Below are 14,234 nucleotides of genomic sequence, written 5' to 3' on the forward strand. Positions count from 1 at the left end.
AGAATCCCCCAGCAGACAGGCACTTTCGCGTATCACACGCCGCCCATCACCCAGCCACGTGAAAGATCGAGGCTAGCACCGATCGCATAGCTCGCTGACATCGGGTTGCCAGGCTGTGGCAGGACAGTGGTCGCATGGCATCCCCAACCCTCGCACCAGCGCCGCCGGCGAGCGCAGAGCACGCCGCCGAAGCCGCACGCACGACGCCGCCACGGTGGCTCCGCTGGGCCACCCTCATCACGCTCATCGTTGTGGCGCTGGTCATCCGCATACAGTTCCTCGACATCGAGACCCTTGACTATCGAGCCTTTCTGAGCCGCTGGTACGAGACTCTCGACACGCAGGGCTTCGGCGCATTCCGGGAGAAATTCGCGGACTACAACTACCCCTACCTGTATCTGATCTGGATACTCACCGCGCTCAACATGCCGGCATTGATCGGCATCAAGGCCATCTCGATCGCCTTCGACGTCCTGCTGGCCTTCTTCGCCTACCGCATCGTCGCGCTACGCACACCACGATTCTCGCTGCGGGCGTTGGCGTTCGGCATCGTGCTACTGCTGCCGTCGGTGATCGCCAACAGCGCGTACTGGGGGCAGGCCGATGCCATCTATTCGGCGTTCGTGCTCGGTGGCGTGTACTTCCTGATGAGGGCTACGCCGCAGTCGTCACGAATGAACTCGATCTGGGCATGCGTCATGTTCGGTGTCGCGATCGCGTTCAAGTTGCAGGCGGTCTTCGTCATGCCGGTGCTGCTGTGGTTGCTGATCCGACGGCGCCTGCCGTGGTACAGCCTGCTCGCCATCCCGATCGTCTACGTGCTCCTGGACCTGCCGGCTCTGGTCGCTGGGGCTCCGTGGCACGAGGCGCTCACCGTGTACCTCGATCAGACAGGCTCCTACCAGCAGTTGACTCTGGGCGCGGCCAACCTCTATCAACTGATTCCGGTCTCGGGCGACGTCACCTGGCTGGCCCAACTCGGTATCGCAGTTGCCGCCGCGATCATCGTCGCGTTCCTAGTGTGGTCGGTATGGAAGCGCCGCCCGGCGGTCACCCCCACGTCGATCCTCGCGGTCGCGACGGCGTCCTCGGTGCTGGTGCCATTTCTGTTGCCTGCCATGCACGATCGATACTTCTACACCGCGGAGATCCTCAGCGTGGTACTGGCCTTCTACCTACCGCTGCGGTTCGTGCTCATCCCGATCCTGATCCAGGCCGCGGCGATCGGGGTGTATCACGCATCGCTCACGGGCAACCAGGGACAGCTGATGGGTGGACCGGGCGGCGGGGCCGGGGCGCGACCCGGCGGGCCGGGCGGGCCGGGCGGCAGCGCCGGATTCCATGGCACGGTGGCCGGCGGGCCGGGTCGCGGCGACAGGGGTGCGTCGTCGGGGCCGGGATGGTCGGGCCAGGGACCGCAGGGTGGTGACGATGCCTACGGTTCGGGTCGCGGCGACACCGCGTTGTCGATCTACGCTTCGATGATGGGTCTGGCCGTGCTCGGGGTGGTGTACGCGGTGTTCGACGTCGTTCGGCGAGGTCGTGCTCGGGAGGCCGGGAGTCCCGTTTGAAATGGCCTCTGAACTGCGGTGATCATTCTTGTCGGTGCTGTGTTCTAGTTTGGTGTGTGCAGGATGAGTTGATGCGAAACGGGTAGGCGCGAACTCGCTGACATTCGGCCTCGGGGTCGGTGTCGTCTTGGTGGGTGGCATATCGAAGAAGATCCTGTATCGGTTGGTTGTCGAGTCCGTGAAGGGTCCTTCGTGTCGTCCGTGTTGTCCTCGCCGTCGCCGTGGCCGCAGTTGCCGCGTGACTTTCTCGGTGGTGTGGATGCGGCCTACCCGGATGAGGACCCGACCAACGACCTGCTGCTCGGGATGGCCGAACTCGACCGCGGCCGTGCCTATCTCGCCTACGCCGAGTACCAGTCGGTGGCAGCACTCTACGATCGTCTGGTCGCTGCCCGCGAGGACACCGATGGTTTCGTGGTGGACGGCTTCGCCGACGCCGCAGCACGTATCGCCAAACTCCGCGGCACTTCTCGTGGCGCCGCGGAAACACTGCTCAATGATGCGGTCGCGTTGCGGGACCGGCTGCCCGAGGTGTCGGAATGTTTGCGTGACGGGATCATCAACCCGTGGCACGCGCAGAAAGCGGTCAGCCGGACCGACCTGCTGGCCGAATCATCAGCCGCACCGGCGGTGGACGCCGACATCGCGGAAACGTTGCGCACCAAGCGCGGGACGTGGAGCAAAGCCAGGTTCCGCGACATGATCGATCGGATCGTGTTTCGTCATGACCCCGACGCGGTGCGGGAACGTCGGCAGCAGGCGCTTGATGACCGCCGGATGTGGACCCATCCGCGCGAGGACGGCACCGCCGAGATCACCGGGGTGATGTCGGCGGAGAACGTGCGGATCGCCGCCGCCGCGGTCGCCGCATTGGCCGACAGTGTGTGTGAACACGATCCGCGCACCAAGCCGCAACGGCAATCCGATGCGATGTTCTGCCTGTTGTCGGGCACCGCGTTCGAATGTGACTGCGGCCGCGACGACTGCACCGCCGTGATCCCGGAGCCCGGTGTGATCCCGCCGGTGGACTGCAAGGCCGTCCTCCACGTCGTCGCCGACGAGGCCACCGTGAAAGGGATGGCGAACAACGCCGGTTTCATGGAGGGCCATGGGGTGATCTCGGGCGAGCATGTGCGCGACATCGCTGCTCGTGCGGACACCACGGTTTCCTATCTGGTGCCGCCCACGATCGAACCGGAACCGGATGGCACGTTCACGTTGCCGGCGCATCTGCCGTCGGATCCGTATCGGCCGTCGGCGGCGTTGGATACGTTCATCCGGTTGCGCGATGGGTATTGCACCGAACCGGGATGCCTGACCTCGGCGTGGCGCGGCGACCTCGACCATGTCGATGAGTACGACCACGCCTGCCCGCACAGAGGTGGGCAGACCACCGAGGTCGGGTTGAACGCGAAATGCCGTCCCGGACACCTGCTGAAAACGTTCGGTGACTGGGTCGATGACCAGTGGCGTGACGATGACGGGCGGCTGGTCACCGAATACATCACCCCCGAAGGCCTGGTGTTGCCCGGCGAAGCCGAAACCCAGGAAGACCTGTTCCCCGGACTACGCAGGATCCGGTTCACCGCACCCGCGCAGGCCCCACCCCCGCACACCAGTGCCACGATCGAACGCAGCACCCGCGTCAACACACGGGTGGCGAACAAACACGCCCGCAGACGCGCCGAACGCGCCCGCAACCGCAAACGCGTCACCGACGCCGGCCCACCACCGTTCTAGCGCCGACCTCCGGCAACGGCCGCCACGCGTCATCGATCACATCGGGTCGGCCACTTATCATGGGCCCATGACGGCGGGTGTCGGCACCATGTTGCGCCAGTGGCGATCACAGCGATCGATGAGTCAACTCGACCTCGCCTACGAGGTGGGTGTGTCACCCAAACATCTCAGTTTCATCGAGACAGGCAAGTCCATACCCAGCCCGAACCTTATCGAGGCATTGTCGGTGCGTCTGGACATTCCGTTGCGCGAGCGCAATGCGCTCCTCCTCGCCGCTGGTCACGCGCCGAGATATTCCGAACAATCGCTCGATGCCGCGTCGATGGATCGGGTACGGACATCGGTGCAGCGGGTTCTCGACGCGCACAATCCGTCTCCTGGGCTGGCACTTGACCGTGCTTGGAATGTTGTGCTGGCCAACGAATCTGCGCGGTCGCTGGCCGCGATGTTGCCGCCCCATCTCACCGGTCCGCCGTTCAACCTCTTCCGGGCGTCGCTGCACCCGGACGGGTTCGCGAAGATCACCGTCGACTTCGACATCTGGGCCTCGTACCTGCTGATGACGCTGCGCCGGCTCGTCAGCATCACCGGCGATCCGCGTCTGGTCGACCTTGAGCGTGAGGTGACCGGTTACCCGACCGTGGACGACCTGGAACGGCGTAGCCCACGCACCGCGGAGCGGGATCCGGGCCTGCTGGTGCCATTCGCGATCCGGTCTGGTGAGAACGTGTTGTCTTTCTTCACGACGCTGACCACGTTCGGTTCACCCCGAGACATCACGCTCGAGGAGATGACGATCGAGCTGTTCTATCCCAGCGACGATGCAACCGAGCGCATCCTTACGCGCCACACACACCCACACACCGTGTGACAGACCTCCGCAGGCTGTGGCCCGTTTTTCCGGGGAACATCGCGGGTACCCGGATTGCATGACCGAAGATTCCTCTGTGGTGCCGCCAGACCCCAACGGCGACGACGGGACGGACGACTCGGCAGACCAGCGTGGACAGTGGCAGTCGCAACGGCGCGACGTCGAGAAGCGTTGGGACGACCCGAGCACGCTCCGTCGGGCCGCGCTGTACGTGGTCGGTGTACTTGGGGTGGCCGCGATGGGCGTCGTGGCATTCATGAGCACGGGACGAGACAACCTGGTGTGGGCGGTCGTTGGGCCCGCGGTGCTCGGGCTCGGCGGACTCGCCGCGCTCGTCATCGCCTATCGCGTATACCGCGGCGGCGGCACCTGGCCTATCTGGCACGGTGCCGCATGGTTCCTGCTGGCATTGATGCTGCTCGCTCTCGGGTTCCCCATGCTCGCGATCGAATAGAACGTGCCTACGGCTGTCGCGAATGAAGGCTTACGCAATGCGATGATGCTGACGTGACCGACCGACCGACGACCTCAGCATCGACCCCTGCCGCGGGTGGCTCAACCTTCTCTGCTTCGTCCCTGTCCGGCCCGGCTGCCGTGCTCTGGGACATGGACGGGACGCTCCTCGACTCCGAACCGCTGTGGGACGTGGCCATGGCCGACCTCGCGCTACGGCACGGGATCACGATGAGCCCGGCGCTACGCGAGTCCACCCTGGGCAACGCACTTCCCGATGCGCTGAGCAAGGTGTACGCCGCAGCGAGAATCCCCGCCGCCGAACAGGACCGTGCCGGCGATGAACGGTGGTTGCTCGACCACGTCGCCGCGATGTTCGACAAGGGGCTGCCGTGGCGTCCGGGCGCCGACGCCGCCCTCGAGCTGGTCCGATCGGCGGGCCTGCCCATGGTGTTGGTCACCAACACGGTGCGGGAGCTGACCGATGTGGCACTCGAGACACTCGACGCCACGCGCTTCGTCGCGACCGTGTGTGGCGACGAAGTGGCCCTCGGCAAGCCCCATCCCGACCCGTACCTACGCGCGGCGTCACTCGTGGGCCTGCGGCCCGACCAGTGTCTGGCGGTCGAGGATTCGCCCGCAGGAACCGCGGCGGCGACCGCAGCGGGCTGCCCGACCCTGGTGATCCCGTCGGCGGCCCGGGTGCCTCAGGGCAGTCTGCGCAGCTTTCGGCGCTCGCTGGTCGGCCTGACGATCGCCGACGTCGTCGATGCATGGACCGGGCAACACCCCGGCCATCTTCCAGCCGGGCGTGACATGCAAAGATGAGGGACCGTGAAGACTTTCGAGGAGCTGTTCGCCGAGCTGAGCGACAAGGCACAGACTCGTCCCCCCGGTAGCGGGACGGTCGCCGCCCTCGACTCCGGAGTTCACACACTGGGCAAGAAGATCATCGAGGAGGCCGGCGAGGTCTGGCTCGCCGCCGAACACGAATCCGACGAGTCGCTCGCCGAGGAGATTTCTCAGCTCGTCTACTGGCTGCAGGTGATGATGATCAAGCGGGGTCTGACGCCGGCCGACGTGTACCGACATCTGTGACCGGGCGCCCCGGACACCGACATCGTCAGACACAGATCGACACCTCGACCACAGACCCCCACCTAATCCAGAAGGAACCCGACATGCTGCGTGTGGCCGTGCCCAACAAGGGGGCACTCTCCGAATCTGCGGCCGCCGTCCTCGCCGAGGCCGGCTACCGGAAACGTACTGACGCCAAGGACCTCACAGTCCTCGACAACAACAACGACGTCGAGTTCTTCTTCCTGCGCCCGAAAGACATCGCCATCTACGTCGGCGCCGGCACGCTCGATCTGGGCATCACCGGCCGCGACCTGGCGCGGGACTCGGGGGCGTCGGTCGACGAACAACTCTCGATGGGCTTCGGTTCATCGACCTTCCGTTACGCAGCCCCCGCGGCGGAGAGCTGGTCGGTCGAGTCGTTGGCGGGCAAGCGCATCGCCACGTCGTACCCAAATCTCGTGGCAGATGATCTCGCCGGTCGCGGGGTCGAGGCCACCATCATCCGCCTCGACGGCGCCGTCGAGATCTCCATCCAGCTCGGTGTCGCGGATGCGATCGCCGACGTGGTGGGTTCCGGGCGGACGCTGCGTGCGCACGGGCTGGCCGCCTTCGGCGAGTCGCTGTGCGACTCGGAGGCCGTACTGATCTCGCAGGCCGGGATCACGCAGACCAAGGCCGCGCGGCAGTTCGTCGCCCGCGTTCAGGGCGTGGTGTTCGGCCAGCAGTACGTGATGATCGACTACGACTGCCCGCGGACACTGCTCGCCGAGGCATCGAAACTGACGCCTGGCCTGGAATCACCGACCGTCGCGCCGATGGCGGACCCCGATTGGGTCGCGGTACGGGCCATGGTCCCGCGTAAGATCCACCAGAGCCTGATGGACGAACTGTCCGAACTCGGGGCCAAGGCGATCCTCGCCACCGACATCCGGTCCTGCCGGTTCTGACGGTCCGGCACCGCGCCTCAGGCCATCCGATTCAGCAGGACGGTCTGCGCCGATCGGCCGATGAAGCCGTGGCGGTCGTGGAGGTCACCGAACGTCGCGCCGAAGCCGTCGGGCCCCTGCACCATGTCGGCGTCGATGCCGACCCACGGGCCCGACGGGATGCGGGTGAGGTGGACGGTGGTGTCGGTGTTCATCCACGTCCACTGATCGGTGCGTAGCCGGGTGCCCAGACCGTTGGCGATGTCGATGACGGTGAACATCGACTCGAGGTCGGAGATCTCCTCGCCACCCACCAGAGCGATCGCCGGCCGGACCCACACCGCCGGGGTGTCGCCGGTGCGGCCCGGTGCCGTCGCCGACTCGATCGAGCCAATGAAACCAATTGTGCCCCAGTCCACTCCGAGATCAGAGTTCTCGGTGACGCCATGCACCGGGGTCAGGTCGTCGGGGGTCGGCGTCAACGCCTCGGGGGCTTCGGCGATGTCGGCGGTGTCTGCGGTGCGCAGCCGCCAGCCCACCGATCGAGCCGCGAGGCGAAACGAGCCATCAGCCTGCTGCACCTCGAGATCGGTGCCGACCAGGCTGATCTGGCGGCCGGGCCGGATCACCTCCGCGCGGACCCGATTCACACCCAGTCCGATCGGCCCGAGGATCTCGGTGGTGACGCGGGTGAACTGCTGGCCCGGCTGGGCATCGCAGCGCAGCAGGGAGCGCATCATCAGACCCGACGGTGGCCCGCCGTGTTGCATCGTCGACGCCCACACGCTCTGGGTGGCCTCGGTGGGTTGGAAGTATTCGTGGCCGGTGTTGCCGGCAGAGGCCGGCGGATCGATCGGCACGTAGTAGCAGGACTCCACGACAAGCACAGTATGCCTACCGTCATAACCGACGCGGTCGGGGGTCGGGCTGCGTGACCTCAGCTGGTCATCCGGTGAAGCCCGGCGGCGGCCCCGGATACGGGGGGATCTCCCCGCCGAACTCCGGACAGCGGTGCTGGTGCTCGCACATGCGACACAGCCGAGAGCGGTGCGGGCGGAAGTCGCCGGTGGCGACCGCGGCCCGGATTGCCGTCCAGATGGCCTTGAGCGTGCGGGCGAAACGTTCCAACTCTTCGCGGTCGGGTGTGTAGCTGAGCTGTTGACCATCGGACAGGTACATCAGCTGCAACCGCGCCGGGACCACGCCGCGGATACGCAGCACGGCCAGCGCGTAGAACTTCATCTGAAACAGCGCCTTGGCCTCATAGGCCTCGCCGGGGGATCGGCCGGTCTTGTAGTCGACCACCCGTATCTCGCCGGTCGGCGCGACATCGATCCGATCGATGAAACCCCGCATCGCCACGTCGTCGGCGGTGATCTCGACGTGCTCCTCGCAGGCGTCCGCCTCGAAGGCGGTCGGATTCTCCATCGTGTAATAGGTCGCGATCAACTTCTGCGCATCGGCGACGAATCGGTCGGTGCCGCTTTCACCGATGATTTCCGCCAGCAGGGGATCGGCCTCACACAACGCCGCCCAGGCGCCTTCGACCAGCAGATCCGCCGACTCTTGGGTGCGCAGCTCAGCCGGCATGTCGAAGAGGTTCTCGAGCGCGGCGTGCACCACCGTGCCGCGGGTCTGAGCTGGGGTGGGGGTCTCCGGGAACCGGTCGATGGCGCGATATCGGTACAACAGCGGACACTGTTTGAAGTCGGCAGCGCGTGATGGGGACAACGCCAACGGTCGGCGCACCACGCTCGACCCGGGTGTTGCGGTGTCGTCGCCGGTCTGCTGAGGCGACCCAGCGTCCATCGTCATACTCACATTTGGCAGGGTAGGTCGCGACAGTGACAGGTTCGCGAAACGACACCCGTGCGACCAGCCGGAAGGACTCCAGCCCGATGCCGACGACCGGCCCCTTCGCCGTGGGTGACCGCGTGCAATTGACCGACGCCAAAGGTCGCAAGTTCACCGTTCACCTGGAGGAGGGCAAGCTCTTCCACACCCATCGGGGAGCCATCGCCCACGACGATCTGATCGGAGCGCCCGAGGGCAGCATCGTCGCAGCCACCAGCGGCACGCAGTATCTGGCGCTGCGGCCGCTGCTGGTGGACTACGTGCTGTCGATGCCGCGAGGGGCGCAGGTCATCTATCCGAAGGACGCCGCTCAGATCGTCACCGAAGGCGACATCTTCCCGGGCGCCCGCGTCCTCGAAGCAGGCGCCGGCTCCGGTGCGCTGACGTGCTCGCTGCTGAGAGCGGTCGGAGATCGGGGCACGGTCACGTCCTACGAGATACGCGCAGACCACGCCGAACACGCGATCCGCAATGTCGAGACCTTCTTCGGTGGCCGGCCCGGCAACTGGGAGATCGTGATCGACGACCTGGCCACGTTGGACGCCGATGCAGTGGCCCCCGACCAGCGATTCGACCGCGTGATCCTCGACATGCTGGCGCCCTGGGAACCCCTGGACGTGGTGCGTCGGGCGATAAAACCAGGCGGGGTCGTGGTGATTTATGTGGCGACTGTCACACAGTTGTCCCGCGTGATGGAAGCACTGCGTGACCAGGAGTGTTGGACCGAGCCGCGAGCCTGGGAATCGATGGTCCGGGACTGGAGCGCAGTGGGTCTCGCCGTGCGGCCGGAACACAAAATGCAGGGCCACACGGCATTTCTGATCACCACGCGCCGCCTCGCCGACGGCGTCACGACCCTGCGTCCACAACGTCGTCCCACGCGCGGATGACGACATCTCGCCGCTGATCCGACCCTGCCGGAAGACTCGGCGAAACGTCGCGAATACGTTGCGAAGACGTAGATTTAACACGTCGTCAACACCGAGTGTTGCGCGGTGCAGGGCGATTTCCGGTTCACACCGGTAGCGTGGGGTTACGGCGCAAACACTCCATGAAGACACCATGAGAGAAGTGTTTGCCGGGGAGAGGAGTCAGCAATGACCGAATCTGACCGCCAGGGCGCCAGCGGCGCCGACCACCTCGGGTTCTCGGGTGCGCGAGACGACGGACCCGAACAGGGCGGCACCGGCCAGATGCCCGAGGATAACTTCGTCCCTGCCTACACGGCCCCTCTGGCCCGTCCGGAATCGCTGCGCGGCGGCGCACGCCCCGGCACCGGCCGCCCTGCTGATGTGACCGAACTCCAGGAGCGGGTCGATAACCTGACCACCCGGAATGCGAAACTGCTCGACACGCTCAAGGAGGCGCGCCAGCAGTTGGTCGCGCTGCGCGAAGAGGTAGACCGGCTCGGCCAGCCGCCGAGCGGGTACGGCGTACTCCTCGAGATCTATCCCGACAGTACCGTCGACGTGTTCACCTCCGGCCGCAAGATGCGCCTGACGTGTTCACCGAACATCGAGGTCGAGACCCTGCACAAGGGTCAGACTCTTCGTCTCAACGAGGCCTTGACGATCGTCGAGGCCTGCGAGTTCGACTCCGTCGGCGAGATCAGCACGCTGCGCGAGGTCCTCGGCGACGGCCGCCGCGCGCTCGTGGTCGGACATGCCGACGAAGAACGAGTGGTATGGCTGGCCGAACCCCTCCTCGGCGAGGTCGACGGCGAGGACGGCAAGAAACGCACGTTGCGACCCGGTGATTCTCTGCTCATCGACACCAAGGCCGGGTTCGCCTTCGAACGGGTACCCAAGGCTGAGGTCGAGGACCTCGTGCTCGAAGAGGTGCCCGACGTCGGCTACGAGGACATCGGCGGCCTTGGCCGTCAAATCGAGCAGATCCGCGACGCCGTGGAGCTCCCGTTCCTGCACAAGGACCTGTTCCGCGACTACGCGCTGCGTCCTCCCAAGGGTGTCCTGCTCTACGGTCCGCCCGGATGCGGCAAGACGCTCATCGCCAAGGCGGTGGCCAACTCGCTGGCGAAAAAGATCGCACAGGTGCGCGGCGACGACGCCAAGGAGGCAAAGTCCTACTTCCTCAACATCAAGGGCCCCGAGCTGCTCAACAAGTTCGTCGGTGAGACCGAGCGACACATCCGCCTGATCTTCCAGCGTGCGCGGGAGAAGGCGTCTGAGGGCACCCCGGTGATCGTGTTCTTCGACGAGATGGACTCGATCTTCCGTACCCGCGGTTCGGGTGTGTCGTCCGACGTGGAGACAACCGTCGTCCCGCAGCTGCTCAGCGAGATCGACGGCGTCGAGGGACTCGAGAACGTCATCGTGATCGGTGCGTCCAACCGTGAGGACATGATCGACCCGGCCATCCTGCGTCCGGGCCGTCTCGACGTGAAGATCAAGATCGAACGTCCCGACGCGGAATCGGCGATGGACATCTTCTCGAAGTACCTCACCGAGCAACTGCCGGTGCACGCTGACGACCTCAACGAGTTCGGCGGCGACCGGACGGCATGCGTCAACGCGATGATCGAGAAGGTCGTCGAGCGGATGTACGCCGAAAGCGACGACAATCGGTTCTTGGAGGTCACCTACGCCAACGGCGACAAGGAGATCATGTACTTCAAGGACTTCAACTCCGGTGCGATGATCCAGAATGTCGTCGACCGGTCCAAGAAGTACGCGATCAAGTCGCAGCTCGACACCGGTGCGCCGGGTCTACGGGTGCAGCACCTGTTCGATTCGATCCTCGACGAGTTCGCCGAGAACGAGGATCTGCCGAACACCACCAACCCCGACGATTGGGCACGGATCTCGGGCAAGAAGGGGGAGCGGATCGTCTACATCCGTACCCTGGTCACCGGCAAGAGCGCGGGTGCCAGCCGCGCCATCGACACCGAGACCAACACGGGTCAGTACCTGTGACCTGCTGGGTTTCGCGCCCTTCGTGACGCCCCTTCGCCAGCGCTCCGGAGCTCCTCAGGGATCAGTGACGCGACCCGTGCGCAGCGCGCGTGGGTCGCGTCACTGAGGAGCGAGCTTGCGAGCGTCACGAAGGGGCCTCACGAGCCAGAACCCTGCCCCGGCCCGGCATCCTCGACGGTACCCACCGGGTAGCGCACCAACCCCAGTTCCGCGTCGTCGGAGAGCTGGGGATGTCGCGGCAGTACGCGTGCGGTGTAGCCATGACGGCCCGAGCGTGCCGGCATCACGGTGGCCCGGAACAGCGTCCTGCCGGAGGGATCGGTCTCCGACGTCGGCGACATCTCCGCGATCTCCGGGTCGATGATCTCGCCGTCGCTGTCGACACGCCCCACCAACGCCTGCACACACACGCGTTCCGGACTCAACTCGCCCAGCGCGACGTGTGCGGTGAAGGTGAGGTTGACCCGTTGCGGGCCGTCGGCGTCGAGCGAGTCCCCCGCATCGGATTCGTCGATGCCGGCGATCTGCACCGCAGGCCACGAGCGCTCGAGTTGGTGGCGATATTCGGCGAGATCGCGGGCCGGTGCGAAGTCATCGGCGCAGATGGATGCGAGTTGGTCGGCGGCCGGCACATAGAGTGCGGCGGTGTAGTCCCGGACCATCCGTCCGGCCTGCACCTGCGGGCCCAGCCGGGTGAGCGTGTGACGCACCATCTGCACCCATCGTTCGGGCACCCCACTCGCCGAGCGGTTGTAGAACAGCGGGATGACCGTCTCCTCGAGCAGTGTGTAGAGGGCCTCGGCCTCCAGGTCGTCGCGACGGTGATCGTCGGCAACACCCTCGGCCGACGGAATCGCCCAGCCGTTCTCCCCGTCGGCCATCTCATCCCACCAGCCGTCGAGGATCGACAGGTTCAACCCGCCGTTCATCGCCGATTTCATGCCGGATGTTCCGCACGCCTCCATCGGACGCACCGGATTGTTGAGCCACACGTCGCAACCGGCGTAGATGTCGCGGGCCATCGAAATGTCGTAGTCCGGCAGGAAAACGATGTGCGTGCGCAATTCGGGATCCTCGGTGAACCGCACGACCTGCTGGATCAGTGCCTTGCCGCCGTCGTCGGCCGGGTGTGCCTTTCCCGCGATGACGAGCTGGACCGGACGCTGCGGATCGGTCAGGATGCGGCGCATACGCTCGGGATCACGCAACATCAGCGTCAGGCGTTTGTAGGTGGCCGCGCGCCGAGCGAAACCGATCGTGAGTGCGTCGGTGTCGAAGAGTTCGGCCGTCCACCCGAGTTCGGCCTCGGTGAATCCGCGGTCTCGGGCGCTGTCGTGGGCGCGGCGTCGGACCTCCTCGACCAGACGCGTGCGCAACTCCGATCGCACCTGCCAGATGTTCTCGGGCGACATCGCCGCGATGGCCGCGGCCTGCCCGGCCTCGTCGTCGACCGCCAGATCGAGCCATGTCCGCGCCGTCCAGGTCGGTCCGTGCACACCGTTGGTGACCGAGCCGATCGGCACCTCGTCCGCGTCGAATCCCGGCCACAGGTCGGCGAACATCTCGCGACTGACCGCACCGTGCAACCGGGACACACCATTGCTGCGTTGGCCGAGTCGAAAACCCATGTGCGCCATGTTGAACACACCGGGGTCGGCCTCGTCGCCCAGATCGAGGACGGTGGCGACCGGCAGGCCGGGCAGCAGCCGCGACATCCCCGCGTCGTCGGCATCGAGGTAGTAGCGCACCATGTCGCGTGGGAAGCGGTCGATTCCGGCGGGCACCGGGGTGTGGGTGGTGAAGACGTTCGACGCCCGCACCACCGCCTCGGCGGTGTCGAAGTCCAGCGCTTCGGTCCCGGGGCGGCCGACCATTTCGCGGATGCGCTCCACACCCAAAAAGCCCGCATGGCCCTCGTTCATGTGGAACACGGCCGGCTCGGCCCGACCGGTGACGCGGACATACTCCCGCACGGCCCGAACACCACCGATGCCGAGCAGGATCTCCTGCTTGATCCGATGGTCTTGATCGCCACCGTAGAGGCGGTCGGTGATGCTGCGCAGTTCCTCGTCGTTGTCCGGTAGGTCGGAGTCGAGCAACAGCAGCGGGATCCGGCCCACGGTGGCGACCCAGATCCGGGCGGACAACTGCCGGCCACCCGGCATTGAGATCGTCACTATCACGGTCTCACCGGCATCGGTGAGCAGCTCCAATGGCAGTGAGGTCGGATCGTTGACCGGATACCGTTCGACCTGCCAGCCGTCATGGGACAGACTCTGGTGGAAGTACCCGGAGCGATAGAACAGACCGACCCCGGTCAGCGGTAAACCCAGGTCCGAGGCTGCTTTGAGGTGATCGCCGGCGAGGATGCCGAGGCCGCCGGAGTAGATCGGTAGTACCTCGGAGATGCCGAACTCCATCGAGAAGTAGGCGATCCCGGTCGCGGCCAGGTGCGCCGAGCCCAGTTCGTCGGTGGTGTCGCCGAACCATCGCGACCCGGCCAGATAGCTCTCGAGATCGTTGCGGACGGCGGTCAGGCGTTCCCGGAAGGCGGGGTCGGCGGCGAGCGCGGCGAATCGCTCCGGCTCGACATCTGCGAGTAGTCGCAGCGGGTCGCCGGTGGCGTCCCACAATGCTGGGTCGATGGTGGCGAACAGATCCTGGGTGGGTGCATGCCACACCCAGCGCAGATTGTGCGCCAGCACGGTGAGGTGGGTGAGTTCGGTGGGCAGCGGCACCCGAACGGTGAACCGGCGGAAGGCTTTCACCCCAGTAGACGCTACCCAGAGCAGGACGACGCTGCGAC

General features: G+C 65.9%; 12 protein-coding genes. 9 read left to right on the forward strand and 3 right to left on the reverse strand.

Annotated elements, in window-relative coordinates; translation table 11 throughout:
- Positions 1-134 precede the first annotated feature (134 nt).
- The 7 genes from VX037_RS20765 to hisG all read left to right on the forward strand — a co-directional run bounded on the left by VX037_RS20765 (position 135) and on the right by hisG (position 6,662).
- Entirely contained in the window at positions 135-1,571 is a 1,437-nt protein-coding gene (locus tag VX037_RS20765) for a hypothetical protein (RefSeq protein ID WP_328715755.1), read from the forward strand.
- A 192-nt stretch (positions 1,572-1,763) separates the two neighbouring features.
- Positions 1,764-3,311: a DUF222 domain-containing protein gene (locus tag VX037_RS20770; protein WP_328715757.1), complete on the forward strand. Its 1,548-nt coding sequence runs from the start codon at positions 1,764-1,766 to the stop codon at positions 3,309-3,311.
- Positions 3,312-3,378: 67 nt separating this feature from the next.
- The gene (locus VX037_RS20775; protein WP_328715758.1) at positions 3,379-4,182 is read left to right on the forward strand and encodes a helix-turn-helix transcriptional regulator; all 804 of its coding nucleotides are present in this window, start codon (positions 3,379-3,381) and stop codon (positions 4,180-4,182) included.
- Positions 4,183-4,240: 58 nt separating this feature from the next.
- A complete protein-coding gene (locus tag VX037_RS20780) occupies positions 4,241-4,636 on the forward strand; it encodes a hypothetical protein (protein WP_328715759.1) in 396 nt (131 codons plus the stop codon).
- Positions 4,637-4,758: 122 nt separating this feature from the next.
- On the forward strand, positions 4,759-5,463 hold the full coding sequence (locus VX037_RS20785) for an HAD family hydrolase (RefSeq protein WP_266063461.1): 705 nt from the start codon (positions 4,759-4,761) through the stop codon (positions 5,461-5,463).
- A 6-nt stretch (positions 5,464-5,469) separates the two neighbouring features.
- Complete coding sequence (locus VX037_RS20790; protein WP_235724829.1) at positions 5,470-5,733, forward strand: phosphoribosyl-ATP diphosphatase; 264 nt, start codon at positions 5,470-5,472, stop codon at positions 5,731-5,733.
- Between the two features lie 83 nt (positions 5,734-5,816).
- Positions 5,817-6,662, forward strand: coding sequence for an ATP phosphoribosyltransferase (gene hisG / locus VX037_RS20795; RefSeq protein ID WP_266063439.1), 846 nt, complete (start codon positions 5,817-5,819; stop codon positions 6,660-6,662).
- Positions 6,663-6,679: 17 nt separating this feature from the next.
- Here hisG and VX037_RS20800 read toward each other — a convergent pair whose 3' ends face one another.
- Together VX037_RS20800 and VX037_RS20805 are read right to left on the reverse strand one after the other, a co-directional pair.
- Positions 6,680-7,519 carry a thioesterase family protein gene (locus VX037_RS20800; RefSeq protein ID WP_328715760.1) on the reverse strand — a complete coding sequence of 280 codons (840 nt, stop codon included), beginning with the start codon at positions 7,517-7,519 and terminating at the stop codon, positions 6,680-6,682.
- Positions 7,520-7,586: 67 nt separating this feature from the next.
- Positions 7,587-8,450 (reverse strand): RecB family exonuclease, encoded by an 864-nt coding sequence (locus tag VX037_RS20805; protein ID WP_328715789.1) that lies wholly within the window; start codon positions 8,448-8,450, stop codon positions 7,587-7,589.
- A gap of 89 nt (positions 8,451-8,539) precedes the next feature.
- Between VX037_RS20805 and VX037_RS20810 the strand changes: the two genes are divergently transcribed.
- Positions 8,540-9,385, forward strand: coding sequence for a tRNA (adenine-N1)-methyltransferase (locus VX037_RS20810; protein WP_235724825.1), 846 nt, complete (start codon positions 8,540-8,542; stop codon positions 9,383-9,385).
- A gap of 303 nt (positions 9,386-9,688) precedes the next feature.
- Positions 9,689-11,428, forward strand: coding sequence for a proteasome ATPase (gene arc, locus VX037_RS20815; protein ID WP_372475167.1), 1,740 nt, complete (start codon positions 9,689-9,691; stop codon positions 11,426-11,428).
- Positions 11,429-11,565: 137 nt separating this feature from the next.
- On the opposite strand, the gene glgP is transcribed toward arc, so the two are convergent.
- Entirely contained in the window at positions 11,566-14,196 is a 2,631-nt protein-coding gene (gene glgP, locus VX037_RS20820) for an alpha-glucan family phosphorylase (RefSeq protein WP_328715762.1), read from the reverse strand.
- Positions 14,197-14,234: the final 38 nt, after the last annotated feature.

The sequence above is a fragment of the Gordonia sp. Z-3 genome (assembly GCF_036233855.1).
Lineage (GTDB): Bacteria > Actinomycetota > Actinomycetes > Mycobacteriales > Mycobacteriaceae > Gordonia > Gordonia tangerina.

Excerpts from the sequence above, each read along its gene's own strand:
- VX037_RS20805 (WP_328715789.1), bottom strand. The coding sequence starts at position 8,450 with ATGGACGCTGGGTCGCCTCAGCAGACCGGCGACGACACCGCAACACCC.
- arc (WP_372475167.1), top strand. The coding sequence starts at position 9,689 with ATGCCCGAGGATAACTTCGTCCCTGCCTACACGGCCCCTCTGGCCCGT.
- VX037_RS20780 (WP_328715759.1), top strand. The coding sequence starts at position 4,241 with ATGACCGAAGATTCCTCTGTGGTGCCGCCAGACCCCAACGGCGACGAC.
- VX037_RS20810 (WP_235724825.1), top strand. The coding sequence starts at position 8,540 with ATGCCGACGACCGGCCCCTTCGCCGTGGGTGACCGCGTGCAATTGACC.
- VX037_RS20775 (WP_328715758.1), top strand. The coding sequence starts at position 3,379 with ATGACGGCGGGTGTCGGCACCATGTTGCGCCAGTGGCGATCACAGCGA.
- VX037_RS20765 (WP_328715755.1), top strand. The coding sequence starts at position 135 with ATGGCATCCCCAACCCTCGCACCAGCGCCGCCGGCGAGCGCAGAGCAC.
- hisG (WP_266063439.1), top strand. The coding sequence starts at position 5,817 with ATGCTGCGTGTGGCCGTGCCCAACAAGGGGGCACTCTCCGAATCTGCG.